Below are 18,591 nucleotides of genomic sequence, written 5' to 3'. Positions count from 1 at the left end.
TCGGCTTCACCGGGATGCGAATCCTTGTACCGGCGATTCGATGCTAGCCCGGCACCGCGTGCCGCGGAGACCGCGACGGCACGCCCTGACATTCCTCGAACATTCCGCTGATCCGACGCACACCTGCGGCTCACAGGATCGCGCCATGACTGTTTCCGCACCTGACACCGCGTGCCCCGTCGCGTCCGCTCCGCCGCCCGGCGCCCTGCACCGCGTCGGACGGTGGTGCGCCCGGAACGCCCGGTGGGTGATCGTGACCTGGTTGCTCGTGCTCGTCGCCGCCTTCGCCGCCGACAGGGCCTGGGGCGGCGTCTACGAGGACGAGTTCTCCCTGCCGGGAACCACCGCGCAACAAGGGGCGGACCTGCTGGAGGAACACGGCTCCGACCTGAAGGGCGTCGGCGCACAGATCGTCCTCGAGGCGGACGACGGGCTCAGCGCCCACCGGACGTCCGTCGAGGCCGCGCTGGACGAACTCGCCCGGCTGCCGGACGTGTTGACGGTCGCAGACCCGCTCACCACACCCGGTGCCGTCTCCGCGGACGGCACGATCGGCTACGCCACCGTCCGCTTCGCCGAGAACCCGGCCACCTTCGACCCGTCGTACGTGGACCGGGTCGACAAGGCGGTCGCGGACCTGCGCGACGATCACGTGAGCGTGGACTACGGCGGTCCGCTCGGTCAGCTCGCCCGCCCCGAGGCCACCCACGGACTGTCCGAGACGATCGGCCTGGTGACCGCCGTGGTCGTGCTGCTGATCGGCTTCGGCAGCATCGCGGCCGCCTGGCTGCCGCTGGTCACGGCGGTCGTCGGACTGGCCGGAGGACTGGCCGTCCTCGGCCTGGTCGCCGCGGCCGTCACCTTCGGCGCGGCCGCACCCACTCTGGCCACAATGATGGGGCTGGGTGTCGGCCTCGACTACGCGCTCTTCCTCACCACACGGCACCGCGGGTTGCTGGCCTCCGGCGTCCCGCCCGAGGAAGCGGCAGGGCGCACGCTCGCCACCAGCGGCCGTGCGGTGCTCGTCGCCGCGGCCACGGTCACCATGGCGCTGGCGGGCCTGTACGCCTCGGGTGTCTCGTTCATCGGCACCCTCGGCGCGGCCGCCGGGATCACGGTGCTGGTCGCCGCGCTCGCCTCGCTCACTCTGACACCGGCCCTGCTCGGACTCGCCGGGCGCCGCATCGACCGCTGGAACGTACGCCGGCCGGTGGCCGAACCCGGGGGCGGCGACGACACATGGCGACGCTGGGCGGCGACCGTGGGCCGCAGGCCCTGGCTCTTCCTCGTCGCGGGCCTGCTGATCCTCGGCGTACTCAGTGTCCCGGTCGCGTCGATGCGGCTCGGCCACATCGACGCGGGTGCCAGTCCGACGCACTACACCGAGCGCAGGGCGTACGACCTGATCGCGCACGGGTTCGGCGCGGGAACCAACGGCCCGCTCACCGTGGTCGTGTCGCTTGACCAAAGCACGGCGGACCGGGACGAGGTCGCCACCGACGTCCGCGCTGCCCTCTCCCGTACCGCCGACGTGGCCTCCGTTTCCGATCCCGTCCCCACCCGGGACGGTGACCTGCTCACCTCCACGGTCGTCCCCCGCCAGGGCCCGGAGGACGAGTCGACCACCGACCTGGCGCACCGTCTGGACGACCAGGTGCTGCCCGAGGCGCTCGCCGGGACCGGCGCGGACGCCTACGTCACCGGCACCACCGCGGTCCAGAACGCCTTCCGCGATGCCATGGTGAACCGGCTCCCGTGGGTCGTCGCGGTCGTCGTCGGCGCCGCGTTCCTCCTGCTGCTCTGCGTCTTCCGCAGCCTCCTCGTCGCGATCAAGGCGGCCCTGCTCAATCTGCTGTCGATCGGAGCGGCCTACGGTGTCGTGGTCGCCGTCTTCCAGTGGGGCTGGGGCGGTGCCCTGTTCGGTGTGACGGAGCCGGTGCCGGTCGAGTCGTACGTACCCATGATGATGTTCGCCATCGTCTTCGGTCTCTCGATGGACTACGAGGTCTTCCTGCTCTCACGGATCCGCGAGGCGTGGCTGGAGACCGGCGACAACCCCGCGAGCGTGGCCGGCGGGCTGGCGGCCACCGCACGCGTCATCAGCTGTGCGGCGATCGTCATGACCAGCGTGTTCCTCGCCTTCCTGCTCTCGACCAACGTCGTGATCAAGATGCTGGCGCTGGGTCTCGGCGTGAGCGTGGTCATCGACGCGACGGTGGTGCGCCTGCTCCTCGTCCCCGCCACCATGTACCTGTTCGGCAGGGCCAATTGGTGGCTGCCGCGCCCGCTCGACCGACTTCTGCCGCACCCGGACCCGGAGGCGCCCCCTGCCGCGCGGGAGCCCGGACGGCGTCCGGATCCGCACGCCGCAGAGGACCCGGAGACGTCGGCATGAGGCGCCGCACCTGGATCGCTCTGGCCACGGCCGGAGTACTCGTGGCCGTTCCCGTCGGCGGAGAGCTGCTCGCCCGCACGGTGCTCCGGGACCGCGTACGGGCCGCGGCGTCGCGAGCGCTGGGCGGCGACCTCGACATCGGTCTCGCGTCCCGCCCCGCACTCCTCCAACTCGCGGACAAGCGGCTGCCGTTCGTCGAGGTGGACAGCGCCCACGCGCGCCTCGGCCGGGTCCCCGACGCCCAGGTCCACGCGCGGCTCGACGACGTACGCCTCACCGGGGGCGATCCGCGGCGAGCCACGATGGCCGCGGCCCGTGTGACGGTGGTGATTCCTCCAGCCGCGGTGGCCGGCATGGTGGGGGACTTCGCAAGCACGCCGGTCACCGGAGTACGGACCGACCCGGGGGCGGACACCTTGACGCTGGTGATGGGGCGGGCGGGCCTCGCAAGCGTGACCCTGCGGCCGGAGATCAAGGACGGGCGGGTCGGCACGACGGTCGTCGCGGTGGAGATCATGGGCAGGACCGCGCCGGACGCGATGACCGACCGGATGCGTGACGCCGTCGAGGGACGGGCGAAGGAGCGGGACTACCCACTCGGACTCGAAGCCACCTCCGCACGCGTCGAGGGCGACGGCATCCATGTCCGCCTCGCGACGGACTCGCCCGCCACGCTGCCGCGTTCAGGTTGAGCCGGGAGGCGCTGGAGCACGCTGGAGCCAAGTCCATTTGCTTTCCAAACTTGCACAGCTATAGTGAGTCCGGTTTTCAAACTAACCGCCCCTTCTCTCCCTTCAGGACCGACCGTGCGAGAAAACGCCATGAAGGCCCCTCTACCCGACGGCACGCATGCGACGGATGAAGTCGTGGCCCGTATCGACCCCTTGTGGCGGTCATGGGAAAGCGCACGCGGCGGGCACGCCGCGTGCGTCGACTCCGGCATGGCGGCCACGGTCGACGGGCCGCAGGCCATCCCCGCCGACGTCGTCGGCCAGGTCGAGGCCGCGCTGTCCGGTGGGGTGCCCGATGGCGTCTGACCTGCGCGACACGGCGACCGAGCCGCGACTCGCCCATGGGGAGCGCCCGTTGCCGGTCCTGATAGCCGCCTGTCTGGGCCTGTTCACGGTCTTCCTGCAGACCACCCAGACCATTGGCACCCTCAGTGCCGTCCAGGACGACCTGCACATCGCCGCGGCCGACCTGGTGTGGGTGCCCAGCATGTACACGCTGGTCGTCGCCTCCTGTGTGCTGGGGGCGGGCGCGCTCGCCGACCGGTGGGGGCGCCGGCGTGTCTTCCTCGCCGGGGCCGTCGCGATGGCCGCGGGCGGAGTGGTGCTGGTCTTCGCCGGGAACCTGGTCGCCGTCCTCGCCGGACAGGCGGTCGCGGGCCTTGGCGGCGCACTCATCACGCCCAGTTCGCTCGCACTCATCACCCACGCCGTCCCCGACCCCCGGCGCCGTGCCGGAGCGATCGCGGCCTGGGCGGCCACCTCCGGACTCGGCCTCGCCATCGGCCCCGTCACCGCCGGCCTGGCCCTGCGCTGGTGGACCTGGCACACCGCGTTCTGGCTCAACCTGGTCGTCGCCGCGCTCGGTGCGGCGGTCGCCCTGCGCCATGTGGAGGAATCGCGCAACCCTGCCCAACGCCTCGACTGGGCAGGCCAGTCGACCGCCATCGGCGGACTCGCCCTGATGGTCTTCTGGCTGATCGACGGCGGCCATCACGGCTACGGCTCCGGACGGGCCCTCGCGGCCGCAGCCGCAGCGGTCGTCCTCCTCACCGCCTTCGTCGTGGTCGAACTGCGCCGTACGGCCCCCATGGTCGACCTACGTCTGATGCGCGACCCGTCCTACGGCGCCTCGCTGCTGCTCGCGGCGGCCGTCCTGTTCGGCTTCGTCGGCCTCTCCCTCCTGGAGGTGCTCTGGCTGCAGCGGGTGCGAGGGCTGACGGCATTGGAGGTGGGCGCTCAACTCCTGGCGGAATTCGGCACGTTCATCGCCGCCTCGGTGCTCGCGGGAGTGCTCGTACGGCGTCTGGGGCCGCGCACCCTGATCACCGCGGGTCTGCTGCTCGCGGCCGTCGGAGCCACGCTCTTCGCGCGCGTCGATCCCGGCACCACGTTCGGCGGATACGCTGCCGCTCTCGTGGTCTTCGGCCTCGGCTGCGGTCTCGCCAACGCGCCCTCCACCGCGCTCGCCGTCGGTCATGTGCCGCGTGGTCGCGAGGGCGAGGCGGGCGGCACGGTGAACGCCGCCCGCCAGATCGGCGCCGTGCTCGGCACCAGCGTCCTCGGCACCCTGATGACCTCGCGTTTCGACGATCTCGTCCGCCGAGTCCATGATCCACGGGTCGCCTTCACCGACGCGGTCGGCCATGCGTCGTGGGTCGTGGTGGCGGTGCTGCTGGTCGGTGCGGGCGTATCGCTGACTTCCTCGCTGTGGTCCGGGCGCGCCTCGGCCGTCGCCTCCGGGTCGGCGGAGGAGAGCTGAGTCGGGTCTGCCCCCGCACAGCGCGGGGGCAGATCTCTCTCGTTCGCGCAGGCGGAGGCGCTGACGGGGTGTTGGGACACCGCCATCACCGAAGCCGTCGACCGGGAAGGCCGACGGTGAACACCTCGCCTCCCCCTGTCCGATCGGCCCGTCCGCTCAGCCGCGGATGAAGTCGAGGAGACCGGCGTCGAAGGCCTTCTCGAACTCGCCCACCAGGCCGTGCGGAGCACCCGGGTACACCTTGAGCGTGGCGTCCTTGACGAGCTGGGCCGTCTTGAGGCCGGCGGCGATCGGCGCGATCTGGTCGTCGTCACCGTGCGCGACGGACCGGAAGCCGTTCTCGGCGACCAGCCTCGCCGGGCCGTCCCACGCGTCCGCGTCGAGTGGCCAGCCGTGGCTGAAGACGACGGGCTGCCCACTGCCCCAGTCCCTGTAGAAGATGTCGGTGCCGTCGGAGGCCGTGAACCTGCTCATGGGCGTTCCCTTTAGCCCGTGGGTGCGGAGCGGGCGCGGGAGCCGTACGGCTGGTGGCGCTCAGACGAAGCGGCGGACGAACTCCAGCGCCGTGTCGGCGACTTCCTGCCAGCCGCGGTCGATGGTCAGCGCGTGGCCGCGGTCCTTGATCTCGGTGATCTCGGTGACGCCGGGGTTGCGCTGCTGCTTCTTGTACGAGGCGTTGGCGATGGCCCACGGCACGGTGTGGTCCTTCTCGCCCGAGATGATCAGCAGCGGGCCGCGGTCCGGGTTCTCGGTGTCGACCTTGGCCTCGGTCCACGGGTTGAGGTTGGCGGTGGCCGCCTGGAAGAGCGGCGCGCCCGGTGCGGGCACCGCGAAGGTGTCGTACAGCTCCTTGGCCTCCTCCTCGCTGACCGCGTTGGCGAAGCCGTACCGGAACTGGTCGTAGGTGAGCGGGACGGCCCGGTGCCGGTTGGCCGGGTTGCCCAGGACGGGCGCGGAGGAGCGCAGGGACGAGATCGGCAGGGGCAGCACACCCCGGAACGGCGCCGGGTCGATCGCCACCGAGACAGCGGACCGCCCACGGCCGGCCAGTATCTGGGTGAGCAGCCCGCCGAAGGAGTGGCCGACCACGGCGGGCTTCTTGTCGAGGCCGCCGATGAGCCCCTCCAGGTGGTCGGCGACCTGCCCGACCGTTTTGCCGGCGAACACCTCGGGGTGGGCCTTGGCCTCTTCGACCGTGTCGGGGTCGTCGGGCCAGGACAGAGTGACCGGTGCGAAACCGGCCTGCTCGAAGTGCGCGGCCCACCGGTCCCAGCTGCTCGGCAGCAGCCACAGCCCGTGAACGAAGACGACCGGCGCGCGGCCGGTGGCGTTGGCTCGCTCGATCTGCTGTGCGTCGTTGGTTGTCATGTCTCGACGCTAGACGCGAACGGCGCCCCGGGATCCGTCAGACGAGTTTATTGCCGCACCGGACGAGGATGTGCTCGCGTCAGGGTCCCCACCGTCCCCATGCTCCCCAAAGAGTCCAGCGTGTCCCGCACCGCGGAGCCCGAGCCGATGCCCGGCTTCGGGAAGATCCGGTACCGGCGGGCGCTCACGGTCCGTGGTGAGGCAGCCTCACGGCTCCTGGGGCCCATGCCGCACCTCGCCGCCCTCAAGGCTGTTGCGGCAGCCCGCCCAGCGCCAGCGTCACCGCCGCGTCCGGCCCCAACTCGTGGCCCTCGCGCACCGCTTCGGCGAATCGGGTGTGGCCGAGGGCCGCGCGCAGCCGGCGTACGTACTCCCTGCGGAAGACGGTCGTCTCGGAGCTGCCGAGCCAGGGGAGCCCCGCCGCGTACCAAAGACGTCTGCTGACGCCGAGGAGCTGCGCGGCGAGCTCCGGCTCGCCCCGGCAGGCCTGCGTGGCCACCAGCAGGTCGGTGACCGCCGCGGCGCCGAGCCGGTCGTGCACGCGCCACTTGGCGGCCAGCGCCTCGCGCCCCGTACGCAGCGCCTCGTCCGGGCGGCCCAGACCGATGCCGGAGAGCGAGACGAAGAAGTCGCCCCAGGCCCGCATCCACAGCTCGCCCCGCTTCGCGCAGTCCGCGCGCAGCCGTTCCGCCACCACCGCGCACCGCTCGAAGGCGCCCTGGCTGGCCAGCAGATACGCCTGTACGGCGAGGGTCAGCAACTGGAAGAACTCCGCGCCTCCGCCACCCCCGGGCCACTGCGGGGCACTCCCGTACAGCACCGCCGAACGTGCCGACTCTCCGCGCACGGCCAGGCTCGCGCCGGTCAACGGCAGGGCGGGCACCGGCAGTCGGCGTTCTTCGGCGAGCCACACATACGCGGCGCTGACCGACTCCGCGGCGTCCAGGTCGTCGGGTACGACGGTGACCAGGCGGTGCGTCCAGATGGCGAGCGTGTGCTCGGGGCCCAGCTCGTGGGCCCGGCGCAGTGCCCGCTCCAGATAGCCGCGCCCCTCTTCGGCGAATCCGCAGGCGAACCAGAAGTACCAGAGTGTGCCGGCGAGTTCGAGTGCCGTCTCCGGCTCCGGCGCCGCCAGGCACTGCTCCATCGCGAGCCGCAGATTGGCGTGCTCCGCGCTGAGCCGCTCGGCCCACATCCGCTGGGCGGGGCCGAGCCACTCGGCCTCGCCCTGCCGGGCGGTCCAGCGGAAGTAGTCCCGATGCCGGCGGCGTACGGCCGCCGCCTCCCCGAGACCGTCGAGCCACTCGGCGCCGAACGAGCGAACCGTGTCGAGCATCCGGTAGCGCACGGCCGCGCCGTCGTCCTCGCGGGTCACGATCGACTTCTCGGTGAGGGAGGCGAGCAACCCGAGAATGTCCTCGGCGTCCAACGGGCCGCCGTGGCAGACGAATTCGGCCGCCTCCACGTCCCAGCCGCCCGCGAACACCGACAGGCGCGCCCACAGCAGCCGTTCCAGCGGGGTGCACAGTTCATGGCTCCAGCCGATCGCCGTACGCAGTGTCTGATGGCGGGCCAGGCGCGGCCGGGCGGGCGAGACGAGCAGGTCGAACCGGGAGTCGAGGCCCTCGAGGAGCCGGTCGAGGGGCAAGCCGCGCAGCCGCACCGCGGCCAGCTCCAGGGCCAGCGGAATCCCGTCGAGACGGGCGCAGACGGCCGCCACGCTCGCCCGGTTGGCGTCGGTCAGCGCGAACGACGGCACGGCCGCCTTCGCGCGCGCCGCGAACAGGGCCACCGCGTCGTCGCGTTCCCCGAGCGGCAGCGGTGCCACCGTCAGGAGTTGTTCGCCCGGCACACCCAGCGGCTGCCGGCTGGTGGTCAGCACACGCAACTCCGGTACCCGGGCGAGGAGTTCCAGCACCAGGTGCGCGCACTCGTCGAGCACGTGCTCACAGGTGTCGAGGAGGAGCAGCATTGGCGCCCCGGCCAGATGCTCGCAGAGCGCCTCCAGGAGCGGCAGCAGTGTCTGCTCGGTCAGCCGGGTCGCCTGGGCCACGGCGTTGGTGAGCAGATCCGGGTTCCGCAGCTCCGACAGCTCGACGAGCCACACCCCGCCGGTGAACGCCTCCCGCGCCGTATGCGCCGCCCGCAGCGCCAGCCGTGACTTGCCCACACCTCCGGGGCCGGTGAGCGTGACGAGTCGGGTGGTGCCCAACAGGCGTGATATGTCGGTGAGTTCACCCTGGCGTCCGATGAAGGCATTGGCCTCGGCGGGCAGATTGCCTGCCCGGCCGTTGCGCACTGAGGCAGCCATCGTTCCCCCTCACCGGTCGCGATGGCGGTCACCATAACCCAGGGGCTGTGTCTGAACCCCGGTCGGGCGCGAGGCGTCTTGCACGCACGCTCGCGGTGTTGCCGAAAGGCCCTAGTAGTAGCTCCTCCCCCCACTCTCGGCTCCGCTCGAGCGGGGGGGGGGGGACCCCATCGAGGACCTTCCGGCGCCTTGCGATCGCACGCACCAGACGCCGCGCGCTGATCCGACCGGGATTCAGACACAGGCCCTCACGCCGAAGCCGCGTCAGGCGTAGCGTGGAGGCGTCCCGGCACACCGAGTTGAGACCTTGGGGGGTGCGGGGGATGACAGTCGTACCGGCGCTGCGAGCCGTCGGGCAGATGCGCCCCGGGGACCATTTGCTGCTCGGCTACGACACCGACGAGCAGCGCGAGACCGTACTCGCCGCCTTCCTCCTCGACGGGCTGGCCAGCGGGCAGCGCGGGCTGGTGCTGACACCGGGAGACATTCCGGCGGTCCTGGCCCTGTCCTTCCTGGAGGCGTACGGCTGCCCCGTGGATGACGAGATCGCGGCCGGGCGGCTCGCCGTCGACCCGCATCTGGCCACGCCCGAAGGGCTCTGGGACCTGGACGAGGTGATCCGCCGCGAGGCGCGGCGCGCGGTCGCCGACGGCTTCCTCGGGCTGCGCGTCAGCATGGAGGTGCTGTGCGGCCCGACGGACAGGAGCCTCAAGACGCTGCACGACAGCGAGCTCCTCCTCGACCCCGTCTTCGCCTCCCTCCCCGTGCTCGGCGTCTGCCAGTACGACCGCCGCGTCTTCGACGAGGAGGAGCTGGTCCCGCTCGACGGACTGCACCACGGCCGGGTCGCCGCCGACCTCGTCTGGCGGGACGAGCTGCTCTCCATCACTCGCACCTTCGCACCGCCCGGCCTGGCACTGGCCGGGGAGATCGACGACACGAACGTCACCGCCGTCGCCCGCGCCCTGCACGCCGAGACGGCCCGCGCCCGCGCCCGCACCGCGAACGGCATCCGCACCCGACTCGACCTGCGCGACCTGCGATTCGTCGACGTCGGCGCGCTGCGCCTGCTGGTCTTCTCGGCGCTCGGCCTGTATGCGGCGGGCGGCACCCTGGTCCTGCACGGCGTCGCCCCGCACGTCCAGCGCGTGATGCGGGTGACCGGCTGGGACCGTGTGCCCGGCCTGCGGATCGAGCGAGGAGAGGACCCGCCATGACCCGCACCGGGTTCGTCCACCAGGCACTGTGCTACGGCTCGGACGACGAATTCCTCGAAGGAACCCTGGAGTTCGTCCGCGACGGCCTGGCCGCGGGCGACGCCGTCCTCGCCGTCGTCCGACGCCACAACATCGCGCTCCTCGAGGCGACCCTCGGCAGCCGGTCCGGGGACGTCGAGTTCGTCGACGCCGACGACTGGTACGGCTGTCCCTCCCGCACCCTGGGCCAGTACCACGCGTACTGCGCGGACCACGGTGGAGACCGCCGCGTGCGGGTCATCGGCGAACCCGTCTGGACGGGCCGCACGGAGTTCGAGGCGCGCGAGTGGATGCGCTACGAGTCGCTGCTGAACGTCGCCTTCGCGCAGTCCGGCCACTGGATCCTGTGCCCCTACGACGCGCGCACGCTCCCCGCCGACGTGGTGCGCTCAGCGACCCGCACCCACCCCGAACTCGCCCTCGGCGCCCGCACGTCAGCCCCCAGCGGACACTACGCCGACCCGGCCGACTTCTATGCCGAGTGCGACGCCGTCCGCCCGCGGGACCCGCTGTCCGACGGCCCGGACGACATCCGCTTCGCACGCGGCCGGTCGGCGGCGGTGCGCCGTGCCCTCGCCGCGTACGCCCGCCGTTCGGGGATGCCCGAGCAGCGGACGTACGACATGGTGGCGGCGGTCCACGAGGCGCTGGTCAACGCCGTGCGGTTCGGCGGCGGGGGCGGTGTGCTGCGGCTGCGCAGCGACCCCGACTATGTGATCTGCGAGGTCGCCGACAATGGCGTGCACAACTCGGCGGTCCCCGCTCGGTTCCCCGGGCATCTGCCGCCCGACGCGCGGTCCGTGAGCGGACACGGCATGTGGGTGGTACGGCAGTTGAGCGATCTCGTCGCCGAGGAACTCGGGCCCACGGGCTCCACCGTGCGCATGTACTTCCGCCGCCCGGAAGAGGTCATCCGGCCGCCGGCAGAGTGAACTCGTAGACCAGGGCGTCCTGTTGGGCGTCCACCACGAGATCGGTGATCTCCAAGGGCCGGTCGTACTGGTCGTGCACCCGCCGGGTGACCCGCACGGACTGCGGGAGCCGGGTGATCGAGTCCCGGTGGTGCAGGGTCAGCCCCGCCTTGCGCATCCAGTCGTACGCCCGGCGCAGCTGCGCCTCCGCGGTGCCGTCCGCGCGGTCGCGGTAGCGCGCCAGCTCCTCGACCTCGGTCACCGCGACCGTGGAGAAGGAGGTCACGGCCGTCCGCAGCCCGGTGCCGTCCGCGGCGGCCGACTCGTAGCGGTGGACCAGCGTCGGGCGCCGCGGGGCGAGTCCGAGCGCGTGCGCGTGTTCCGGTGGGGGAGCCTCCCAGTTCACCGTGGTCCGCCGGACGGTGCACGGTTCGGCGGTGTGCGCGCCGACGGGGAAGTCGAGGGACGGGACGTGCTCGGCGGTGGTGCCGGGCAGCGTGGCGTGGCTGCCGCGCCGGTCGGTGGAGACCAGACCGCCGCGCCGCAGCATCTGCAGCGCCTGCCGTACGGTTTCCCGGCTCACGCCGAAGCGGGTGGCCAACTCCCGTTCTCCCGGAAGTCGTTCACCGGGTGGAATGGAACCGTCGCGCAGTTCGCCGAGCAGTTGCGTGGCGATCCGCGAATACAGCGGCTCGTGGTCGGACGGATGGGTGGTGCGGGCCATGTCCGCGCCTCCTGTGTGGTGACAAGACGTAGCCGTGCGGGCTCATTGCGGCACCACATCTAGCATTGGTCTAAACCACCAGGAAAGAGCGGTCGGGCAGTTCGGCCGATTTCAGTCCGCACCCTCCCTGCGGTGCGGACACGCTCAGAGCGCGCGGTACAGGGCGTCGACGAGCGCCATCTTCCTTGGGTCGTCGGCGATGTGCGGGCCCATGCGGTTCATGACGTACCCGAGGGAGGCGCCCGCCTCCGGGTCGGCGAGACCGCAGGAGCCGCCGAAGCCGTCGTGTCCGAAAGCCCGCGGGTTGGGTCCGTACGACCCGTTGGGGCCGCTCAGCCACAGCCCGAGCCCGATCTCCGTCTCGTTCTCGAACCCCGCGCCCAGCACCAGGTCACGGCAGCTGCCCTGCCCCTCGCGCACCCGCTCGGCGGCCTCCGGCGAGAGCACCTGCCGGGAGCCGTACGCGCCTCGCCGGGCGAAGATCGCGTACAGTGCGGCGACCGCGCGGGCCGTCCCGTGGCCGTTCGCGGCCGGAATCTCGGCCGCCCGCCACTGCGGCGTGTTCGCCTCGGTCGCGCCGACGAGCGGATTGGCGAGCGCTGCCAGCGCCTCGGGCGCCAACTGGGCGAAGATCGCTGCCTGTTCACTGCTGGACGCGGCCGGCGGATGCACCAGCTCGGCCGCCCGGTCGGCCTCCTTCTCCGGCAGCCCGATGGTGAAGTCGATGCCGAGCGGCCCGGTCACCTCCCGCTCCAGGAAGGCGCCCGGCAGCAGCCCCGAGACCCGCCGCACCACCTCGCCGACCAGGTGGCCGAACGTGAGCGCGTGATAGCCGGACTGCGACCCGGGCTCCCACCAGGGCTCCTGGGCCGCGAGGCGCTCGACGGTCAGTTCCCAGTCGCAGAGCTGTGCCAGCGTGTGCGGCTCACGCAGCCCGGACAGCCCCGCCCGGTGCGACAGCAGATGCCGCACGAGGATCGACTCCTTGCCCGCCGCCGCGAACTCCGGCCAGTACGTGGCCACCGGAGCGTCGAAGTCGAGCAGCCCCCGATCGGCCAGGATGTGCGCACACAGTGAGGTCGGTCCCTTCGACGTCGACCACACGTTGACCAGCGTCTCGCGCTCCCAGGGGCGGGTGCGCGCCGCGTCGGCCCAGCCGCCCCACAGGTCCACCACGGTCTCCCCGTCGAGCGTGACGGTCACGGCCGCGCCCAGTTCGCCGCGCTCGCGGAAGTTCTCCTCGAACGCGGCGCGCACCGCCGAGAAGCGCGCATCGCAGTGGCCTTGAACATCAGGCGCGTGCTGGGACATGGGACCTCCGTCATGCGTCCGCGGATGAACCCGGAAGGGGCCGGGCCCATTGAACGTACCGACTGGTCGGACTGGAGGGAAGCCGCTGGACCCCATCTGCCGTCCGGCCCTGGAGCCGTACCCACCGTCCGCCGCCCCGTCCCCGGTCGTGCCGAGGAGGCCGGCCGACGGGCCTGCCTGGATGAGGAACAGCGAACCGTTGGGCTCCGATGCCCGTGACGGTGTGCGCAACACCTCGGCAAACGTGACCTCTTGGCCTTCCGCGCCGGAGACTCCTGTGCCCTGGGCGCGGCGCCCCCAACGGATGAGTCACGCTCCCGCGTCACGCGGGTCGCCCGCCTGAGGGCTGGACCGGCACTGTCCGATCATCGTGGGCACGGAGGCTGCGAGGGGTCGGCTCGGGTCGTCACCCAGCGCTCCTGCGGGAGACAATGGCACTCCCGGGCAGGGTGAGGTGGTGGCGATGCCCGCATGGCATCTGCGCGACTATCACGACGACGATCTTGACCAGGCCATCCAGATCTGGGACCAGAGCCGCCAGGCCGACGAGGACCGGGTGTTCCCGGTCTCCGAGGTGATGGCCGCGGCCAAGGCCGGTCAGACGGCAGTGGTCGCAGTGGTCGGCGACGAACTGGTGGGCATGGCCGTGGGGCAGGCGTACGGCAAGCGGGGGTGGATCCTCCTGGTGGCACTCGCCTCCCGCTGGCGCGAGCGCGGGATCGGCAGTGCTCTCCTCGCCGAGCTGGAGCGGCGTCTGCGGGCACAGGGCGTGCGCCACATCAGCGCACTGCTGCCCGCCCACGCCGCTGGGACGAAGGCTCTGGAGAAATCTGGCTACCGGTTCCGCGACGACCTGACCTACTACGAGAAACTCGAACCACCCGGAACCGCCGACGCCGAGCATCTCGCGGCCCTGGGCGGCCGTATGCTGCCCGAGGGGCTCTGGGGTGCGATGGCCGGCATGGAGCGGGAGAAGCAGGTCGTCGAACGCCGGGTCGTGCTCCCGCTGACCGAGCCGACGCTGGCCGACCGCTACGGTGTCGACCCGCCCAAGGCGGTCATCCTGTTCGGCCCACCCGGCACCGGAAAGACCAGTTTCGCCAAAGCAGTGGCCTCACGGCTCGGCTGGCCGTTCGTGGAACTCTTCCCCTCCCGGCTCGCGGCCGACACCAGCGAGGGGCTTGCAGTGGCCCTGCGGGAGGCCTTCGCGGACCTGGCGGAACTGGACTCGGTAGTGCTCTTCATCGACGAGGTCGAGGAGATCGCGGGCGTGCGATCCGGGAAGGCGGTCGATCCCGGGCACGGGGTGACCAACGAGTTGCTCAAACTCATCCCCGTCTTCCGCGAGCACGACGCGCGACTGCTGGCGTGCGCCACCAACTCAGTACGCTCTCTCGACGCGGCTTTCCTGCGACCGGGCCGGTTCGACTACGTCATCCCCATCGGCCCGCCGAACCCAACCGCCCGCGCGGCGATCTGGGCCCGCTATCTCAGGGCCTCCGCCCACTCAGTGGACCTCGACCAACTGGTCGAGGCCAGCAAGCTGTTCACCCCGGCCGACATCGAATTCGCGGCCCGCAAGGGCGCCCAGGCGGCATTCGAGCGCGAAGTCACGGATCGCCAGGGCCGACCGGCCACCACCGAGGACTACATGACCGCCATCGCCGACACCCGGCCAACGCTCACCGCACGGGCGATCGAGGAGTTCACCGAGGACATCGAGAAGTACAGCCGGCTCTGAGACCGACGCACGATCCCGCCGTCGTCCCGGGAGGAGGACTACGCCGCGAGCGCGCCGCTCGAGCCTCAGCCCTGCTCGATGTGCAGATGGATGGGACCTCGCAGCACGGGGCTGGGCCGGTACGGCGGCGGGTCGGCGACCAGCCTGGGCCGGTCCAGGCGACGTACCAGCTCGTTCAGCGCGATCTGGGTCTCCAGACGAGCCATCGGACCGCCGAAGCACAGGTGGATGCCGCTGCCGAACCCCAGGTGCTGGTTGTCCTGCCGATCGGGGTCGAAGCGGTCGGGCTCGTTGAAGCGGTCCGGATCCCGGCTGCCCGAAGCGAGCATGAGCATGATCTGCGAGCCCTGGGGGATGACGGTGTCGGCGACGGTGATGTCGCTGTACGCCGCCCGCCAGGGAATGATGTGCACGGGGGGCTCGTAGCGCAGCAGTTCCTCGACCAGCGGCACGACCAGGTCCGGTTCGTCGCGCAGTCGCTGCAGTACCTCCGGGTGGCGCAGCAGCGTGAGCATGCCGTTGGTGATGAGGTTGACGGTGGTCTCGTGGCCGGCGATGAGCAGCAGGTTGGCGGTGCTGATGATTTCTTCGTCGGTCATCCGCCCGTCGGGCCCGTCGTCGTTGGCCAGCCGTGTCAGCAGGTCGTCGCCGGGCCGGCCGTGGCGTTGTTCCAGCAGCCCGCCGAGGTATTGGCGCAGGTCTTTGGTGGCCTGCACGCCGTTGTCCAGTTTCTCCTTCGGGTCGGTCTTGGGGTTGTAGTCGATCGAGTCGATGATGGCGTTCACCCACACGCGGAACCGCGGTTCGTCCTCGCGTGGTACGCCGAGCAGGTGGCAGATCACGGTGACGGGGAACGGGTAGGCGAAGTCGTCGACGATGTCGATCTGCTGCTTGCCCGCGAAGTCGTCGATCAGGCTGCTGACGGTGGCGGTCAGGTCGGGTTCCATGCCGGTCACCAGCCCCGGGGTGTGCGGGGGGCCGAAGTGGCGCATCGCCAGGCGCCGCAGACGGTCGTGCTCGGGCGGGTCGAGGTTGATGAACGACGGCGTGGTGCGTTCCTCCATCCCGGGCATCGGATGCGACAGATTGCGGACGTCGGAGCTCAGGTGTGGGTCGTGCAGTACGCCGGCGAGTTCGCGATAGGTGCTGATGACGTAGCTGCCGTCCTCCTGCAGGGCCACCGGCGTCTTGCGCAGTTCGGCGTACAGCGGGTACGGATCGGCCCGGGCGGAGTAGTCGAGGATCCGAGGCAGGATGTCGGGTGTCTCGGTCGTGGTCATGTCGCTTTCCCTCCTGCTTCCGTCCTACCGGTGCTGCCGCATGGCGGTGACGCGCCGTTCGCCCGGGTCATGGCCGGTGACGACCACCGTGGCGCCCTGGGCGAGCAGAGTGGGGCCGGGGAAGTCGACGGGTACCGGTTTCGCGTCGACGGGCTGGTCGGGCGTGGGGCAGGGGGGCGGGAAGGGCGCGGCGGTCTCGATCAGCTGCCGGTAGTGGTCCAGCCACTTCGCGTTGTTGAAGCTGACCGCCGCGGTCACGCGGCCCTGGTACCCGTATGCGGCGACGAAGCGGTGGTCGGCCACGGATCCCTGGGTGACGATGACCTCGTCGGCGTAGGTCGGTACACCGACGGACTTGATGTTGACGCCGAACTGGATCGACCAGAACGTCGGGATGGACAGGTGCGGCCAGCGGTCCGCCTGGGCACTGACCATGTTGTGCGCCGCGATCTCGGCCTGCTCCACGGCGTTGGCCCAGTGTTCCAGCGAGATGAAACGGTACTCGTAGATCGGGTTCGGGGAGCGTGCCACGTCTCCGGCGACGAAGATGTCGTCGGTGACCAGGCCGTTGAGGTCGAAGGCGCGGCAGCCCGTGTCACAGGCGACTCCCCATACGCCCACCGCAAGCCCCGAGTCGCGCAGCCACTCGGTGTTGCGGATGCCCCCGAGCGCCACCACCGCCACGTCGGCGTCGACCGTGCTGCCGTCGGCGAAGTGGGCGCGGCGAAACCGCCCCTGTGCGTCGCCCTCCAGCTGGGTGACTTTGACACCGCAGCGCAGGTCGACACCGTGGGCGCGCTGCATGTCCGCCGCGACCTCACCGATCATGGCGCCGAGTCCGCCGACCAACGGGGCCGGCGCCAGCTCGGCGACGGTCACCGGGATGTCACGCTCACGGCAGATGGAGGCGATCTCGGAGCCGGTGAAGCCCGCGCCGATGACCAGTACGCGGGAGGGCCCGGCGGCGATCGCTCGCTGCAGGCCCTCGGCGTCCTCGCGCGTGCGCACCACGAACACGCCGTCCAGGGCCGCCTCGGCCTCGACAAACCAAGGCCGGGCACGTACCCCGGTGGAGATCAGCATGCGGTCGAAGGGGACCGTGCGGCCGTCGGCGAGCCGCACGTTGTTGGTCGCCAGGTCCAGCCCGGCGGCGGGCACGCCCAGCAGCCACTGCGCATCGATGTCACGACGTCGCGGCAGCGTAGTGCCCCCGGCCGGCACCCACCCGGTCAGCACCTGCTTGGACAGCGGGGGGCGGTCATAAGGCTCGCCCAGCTCGTCACCGATCATGGTCAACGACCCGGTGAACCCCTCATCGCGCAGAGCCTCCGCGGCTCGCAGTCCCGCCAGTGACGCCCCGACGATCACAACGCGGCCGTCGCGCTTGAATCCCTGCAGGGTGTCGGCACTGCTCATGACGGCGACACCCCCACCGACGCGTCCCGCTCCTCCAACTGGTCGACCAGAATGGCCTGGAGCGGGCAGGCCGCCGCGGCGCGCAGCACCTGCTCGCGCTGGGCATCGTCGGGGTTCGAGGAATACATCAGCGCTTCCTCGCCATGCATCCGGAACGCGTCCGGAGCCAGGAACGCGCACTGCGCATATCCCTGACACCGGGAAAGATCAACGACAACTCTCATCCCGACCTCCATTTCAGGGACTGCAAAGTTGCGGGCCCTGAGGCAGCACTCCTACGGCGCCCACAGCACGAGGCAAGCCTTCGAAGAAAGGGAATTGGCATTTGCTCACCCCCTGAGAATGCGAAGGGGTGTACCACGCTCGTGAAAGGTCTCCGCCGGAAGAATTGGTCATCGCGAATGAGGTCCCGGCGTCTGCAAACCGCCCGGAGAACCTGACCTTGACGTCAAAAGCCTATCCCGCGCGCATGTCGTCCGCACGCCGGGATGGGGACTTACGGGCGCCGGTCACCCCAGCAGGCCAGAGGGCCCGAAGAGGAGTAGTGCGCCTCTGAGCTGGGCGGAAGGTGCGTGCCGATGGGACCGTCCACCGCTTGTGGCCGCTGTCAGGAGGTGAGGATGGAGATGCCGTCACCGAGCAGTTTCAATCCCAGAACGAAGAACAGGACTGCCATCACAGCGATGTTGTGCTGTGCGGCCCAGTCTTTCCAGCTGCCGAGCGTGGTCTTTGCCCGATCTCCCCCGAGCAGGAAGACTCCCAGCGGGGCCAGCAGTCCGAGTGAGCCGATCAGTACGAAGACCGCCAGCGATGCGATCTGCTGCCCGACAGGAAGCCCGGCCGAAGCGATCGAGGCGCCTGCGGCGATGGTCAGCGGGGCGTTCTTGGCGTTGAGCGCGGCCAGGGCCACCGCAAGTCCGAAGACCTTCAACGGCGTGAGTCGGTCGATCGTGGCCATCCACTTCGGCAACTGCGCCTCCGAAGGATCCGTCGGGCGCCGACGCCACAGCCGAGCGCCGAAGAGGACGAGCAGCACTCCCAGGGCAAGCTTGAGGCCGCCCACCCAGGTGGCCGGTTGACTGTTGGCGGAGGAACCCCCTGGTCCGACGATCGCCAGCACCACCCCGCCCAGTACGGAGAGCCCGAGAACCCAGCCCGCGGCGAACAGTAACCCGTTGAGCCGTCCCCGAGGTGTGGCGAGTACGAGAATCATTGCGATGATCGGGAGCGGGCTGACGGCGACGGCGGCCGCGAAACCCAGGACATCACCAAGAACCTGACCCATGGCAGCCTCCAGCAGAGGATCGGAGCGATCGGACTGGGCAGGGCTTGACAGGAGTCGGCCCGGCAGCCCGTGCGGAGAGCCGCCTGACTGGCCTGGGCAGAGC

General features: G+C 71.0%; 15 protein-coding genes and 1 pseudogene. 7 read left to right on the top strand and 9 right to left on the bottom strand.

The window, feature by feature from the left end:
• The first annotated feature begins 145 nt into the window (after positions 1–145).
• From ACZ4RZ_RS05630 to ACZ4RZ_RS05615, 4 genes are all read left to right on the top strand, one after another.
• A complete protein-coding gene (locus tag ACZ4RZ_RS05630) occupies positions 146–2,395 on the top strand; it encodes an MMPL family transporter (protein WP_467742333.1) in 2,250 nt (749 codons plus the stop codon).
• Positions 2,392–3,087 (top strand): LmeA family phospholipid-binding protein, encoded by a 696-nt coding sequence (locus tag ACZ4RZ_RS05625; RefSeq protein WP_467742331.1) that lies wholly within the window; start codon positions 2,392–2,394, stop codon positions 3,085–3,087. Before ACZ4RZ_RS05630 ends, ACZ4RZ_RS05625 begins: the two co-directional genes overlap by 4 nt.
• A gap of 129 nt (positions 3,088–3,216) precedes the next feature.
• Positions 3,217–3,432 (top strand): hypothetical protein, encoded by a 216-nt coding sequence (locus ACZ4RZ_RS05620; RefSeq protein WP_467742329.1) that lies wholly within the window; start codon positions 3,217–3,219, stop codon positions 3,430–3,432.
• A complete protein-coding gene (locus tag ACZ4RZ_RS05615) occupies positions 3,422–4,885 on the top strand; it encodes an MFS transporter (RefSeq protein ID WP_467742327.1) in 1,464 nt (487 codons plus the stop codon). The genes ACZ4RZ_RS05620 and ACZ4RZ_RS05615 overlap by 11 nt, the downstream gene beginning before the upstream one ends.
• Before the next feature lie 315 nt (positions 4,886–5,200).
• Here ACZ4RZ_RS05615 and ACZ4RZ_RS05610 read toward each other — a convergent pair.
• The 3 genes and pseudogenes from ACZ4RZ_RS05610 to ACZ4RZ_RS05600 all read right to left on the bottom strand — a co-directional run.
• Positions 5,201–5,359, bottom strand: a pseudogene (locus ACZ4RZ_RS05610) (alpha/beta fold hydrolase); the annotation flags it as partial.
• A 60-nt stretch (positions 5,360–5,419) separates the two neighbouring features.
• Complete coding sequence (locus ACZ4RZ_RS05605) at positions 5,420–6,253, bottom strand: alpha/beta hydrolase (RefSeq protein WP_467742325.1); 834 nt, start codon at positions 6,251–6,253, stop codon at positions 5,420–5,422.
• A gap of 244 nt (positions 6,254–6,497) precedes the next feature.
• Entirely contained in the window at positions 6,498–8,564 is a 2,067-nt protein-coding gene (locus ACZ4RZ_RS05600) for an ATP-binding protein (RefSeq protein ID WP_467742323.1), read from the bottom strand.
• A 323-nt stretch (positions 8,565–8,887) separates the two neighbouring features.
• Between ACZ4RZ_RS05600 and ACZ4RZ_RS05595 the strand changes: the two genes are divergently transcribed.
• Positions 8,888–9,781: an MEDS domain-containing protein gene (locus ACZ4RZ_RS05595; RefSeq protein WP_467742321.1), complete on the top strand. Its 894-nt coding sequence runs from the start codon at positions 8,888–8,890 to the stop codon at positions 9,779–9,781.
• Positions 9,778–10,752 (top strand): anti-sigma factor RsbA family regulatory protein, encoded by a 975-nt coding sequence (locus ACZ4RZ_RS05590; protein WP_467742319.1) that lies wholly within the window; start codon positions 9,778–9,780, stop codon positions 10,750–10,752. Before ACZ4RZ_RS05595 ends, ACZ4RZ_RS05590 begins: the two co-directional genes overlap by 4 nt.
• On the opposite strand, the gene ACZ4RZ_RS05585 is transcribed toward ACZ4RZ_RS05590, so the two are convergent.
• Together ACZ4RZ_RS05585 and ACZ4RZ_RS05580 are read right to left on the bottom strand one after the other, a co-directional pair.
• Positions 10,730–11,455, bottom strand: coding sequence for a GntR family transcriptional regulator (locus ACZ4RZ_RS05585; RefSeq protein WP_467742317.1), 726 nt, complete (start codon positions 11,453–11,455; stop codon positions 10,730–10,732). The two genes, ACZ4RZ_RS05590 and ACZ4RZ_RS05585, sit on opposite strands and share 23 nt — an antisense overlap.
• A 144-nt stretch (positions 11,456–11,599) precedes the next feature.
• Positions 11,600–12,766 (bottom strand): serine hydrolase domain-containing protein, encoded by a 1,167-nt coding sequence (locus ACZ4RZ_RS05580; RefSeq protein WP_467742315.1) that lies wholly within the window; start codon positions 12,764–12,766, stop codon positions 11,600–11,602.
• Positions 12,767–13,220: 454 nt separating this feature from the next.
• Here ACZ4RZ_RS05580 and ACZ4RZ_RS05575 point away from each other — a divergent pair, with 454 nt between their 5' ends.
• Complete coding sequence (locus ACZ4RZ_RS05575; RefSeq protein ID WP_467742313.1) at positions 13,221–14,507, top strand: ATP-binding protein; 1,287 nt, start codon at positions 13,221–13,223, stop codon at positions 14,505–14,507.
• A gap of 65 nt (positions 14,508–14,572) precedes the next feature.
• Here the strand turns inward: ACZ4RZ_RS05575 and ACZ4RZ_RS05570 are convergent, their stop codons facing one another.
• The 4 genes from ACZ4RZ_RS05570 to ACZ4RZ_RS05555 all read right to left on the bottom strand — a co-directional run bounded on the left by ACZ4RZ_RS05570 (position 14,573) and on the right by ACZ4RZ_RS05555 (position 18,488).
• The gene (locus ACZ4RZ_RS05570; RefSeq protein ID WP_467742311.1) at positions 14,573–15,787 is read right to left on the bottom strand and encodes a cytochrome P450; all 1,215 of its coding nucleotides are present in this window, start codon (positions 15,785–15,787) and stop codon (positions 14,573–14,575) included.
• Positions 15,788–15,811: 24 nt separating this feature from the next.
• On the bottom strand, positions 15,812–17,203 hold the full coding sequence (locus ACZ4RZ_RS05565) for an NAD(P)/FAD-dependent oxidoreductase (RefSeq protein ID WP_467742309.1): 1,392 nt from the start codon (positions 17,201–17,203) through the stop codon (positions 15,812–15,814).
• Complete coding sequence (locus tag ACZ4RZ_RS05560) at positions 17,200–17,427, bottom strand: ferredoxin (protein WP_369255584.1); 228 nt, start codon at positions 17,425–17,427, stop codon at positions 17,200–17,202. The genes ACZ4RZ_RS05565 and ACZ4RZ_RS05560 overlap by 4 nt, the downstream gene beginning before the upstream one ends.
• Positions 17,428–17,810: 383 nt before the next feature.
• The gene (locus ACZ4RZ_RS05555) at positions 17,811–18,488 is read right to left on the bottom strand and encodes a GAP family protein (RefSeq protein ID WP_467742306.1); all 678 of its coding nucleotides are present in this window, start codon (positions 18,486–18,488) and stop codon (positions 17,811–17,813) included.
• Between the last annotated feature and the right edge of the window lie 103 nt (positions 18,489–18,591).

The sequence above is a fragment of the Streptomyces sp. NPDC027189 genome (assembly GCF_055566975.1).
The sequence above is the reverse complement of the archived record's forward strand: the minus strand, read 5'-3'. Positions and strand labels throughout refer to the sequence as shown.

What these genes read in the sequence shown, in the direction of transcription:
- ACZ4RZ_RS05580 (WP_467742315.1), bottom strand. Translation starts at nt 12,766, where the DNA reads ATGTCCCAGCACGCGCCTGATGTTCAAGGCCACTGCGATGCGCGCTTC.
- ACZ4RZ_RS05590 (WP_467742319.1), top strand. Translation starts at nt 9,778, where the DNA reads ATGACCCGCACCGGGTTCGTCCACCAGGCACTGTGCTACGGCTCGGAC.
- ACZ4RZ_RS05570 (WP_467742311.1), bottom strand. Translation starts at nt 15,787, where the DNA reads ATGACCACGACCGAGACACCCGACATCCTGCCTCGGATCCTCGACTAC.
- ACZ4RZ_RS05595 (WP_467742321.1), top strand. Translation starts at nt 8,888, where the DNA reads ATGACAGTCGTACCGGCGCTGCGAGCCGTCGGGCAGATGCGCCCCGGG.
- ACZ4RZ_RS05560 (WP_369255584.1), bottom strand. Translation starts at nt 17,427, where the DNA reads ATGAGAGTTGTCGTTGATCTTTCCCGGTGTCAGGGATATGCGCAGTGC.
- ACZ4RZ_RS05600 (WP_467742323.1), bottom strand. Translation starts at nt 8,564, where the DNA reads ATGGCTGCCTCAGTGCGCAACGGCCGGGCAGGCAATCTGCCCGCCGAG.
- ACZ4RZ_RS05605 (WP_467742325.1), bottom strand. Translation starts at nt 6,253, where the DNA reads ATGACAACCAACGACGCACAGCAGATCGAGCGAGCCAACGCCACCGGC.
- ACZ4RZ_RS05585 (WP_467742317.1), bottom strand. Translation starts at nt 11,455, where the DNA reads ATGGCCCGCACCACCCATCCGTCCGACCACGAGCCGCTGTATTCGCGG.
- ACZ4RZ_RS05630 (WP_467742333.1), top strand. Translation starts at nt 146, where the DNA reads ATGACTGTTTCCGCACCTGACACCGCGTGCCCCGTCGCGTCCGCTCCG.
- ACZ4RZ_RS05555 (WP_467742306.1), bottom strand. Translation starts at nt 18,488, where the DNA reads ATGGGTCAGGTTCTTGGTGATGTCCTGGGTTTCGCGGCCGCCGTCGCC.
- ACZ4RZ_RS05625 (WP_467742331.1), top strand. Translation starts at nt 2,392, where the DNA reads ATGAGGCGCCGCACCTGGATCGCTCTGGCCACGGCCGGAGTACTCGTG.
- ACZ4RZ_RS05615 (WP_467742327.1), top strand. Translation starts at nt 3,422, where the DNA reads ATGGCGTCTGACCTGCGCGACACGGCGACCGAGCCGCGACTCGCCCAT.
- ACZ4RZ_RS05620 (WP_467742329.1), top strand. Translation starts at nt 3,217, where the DNA reads ATGAAGGCCCCTCTACCCGACGGCACGCATGCGACGGATGAAGTCGTG.
- ACZ4RZ_RS05565 (WP_467742309.1), bottom strand. Translation starts at nt 17,203, where the DNA reads ATGAGCAGTGCCGACACCCTGCAGGGATTCAAGCGCGACGGCCGCGTT.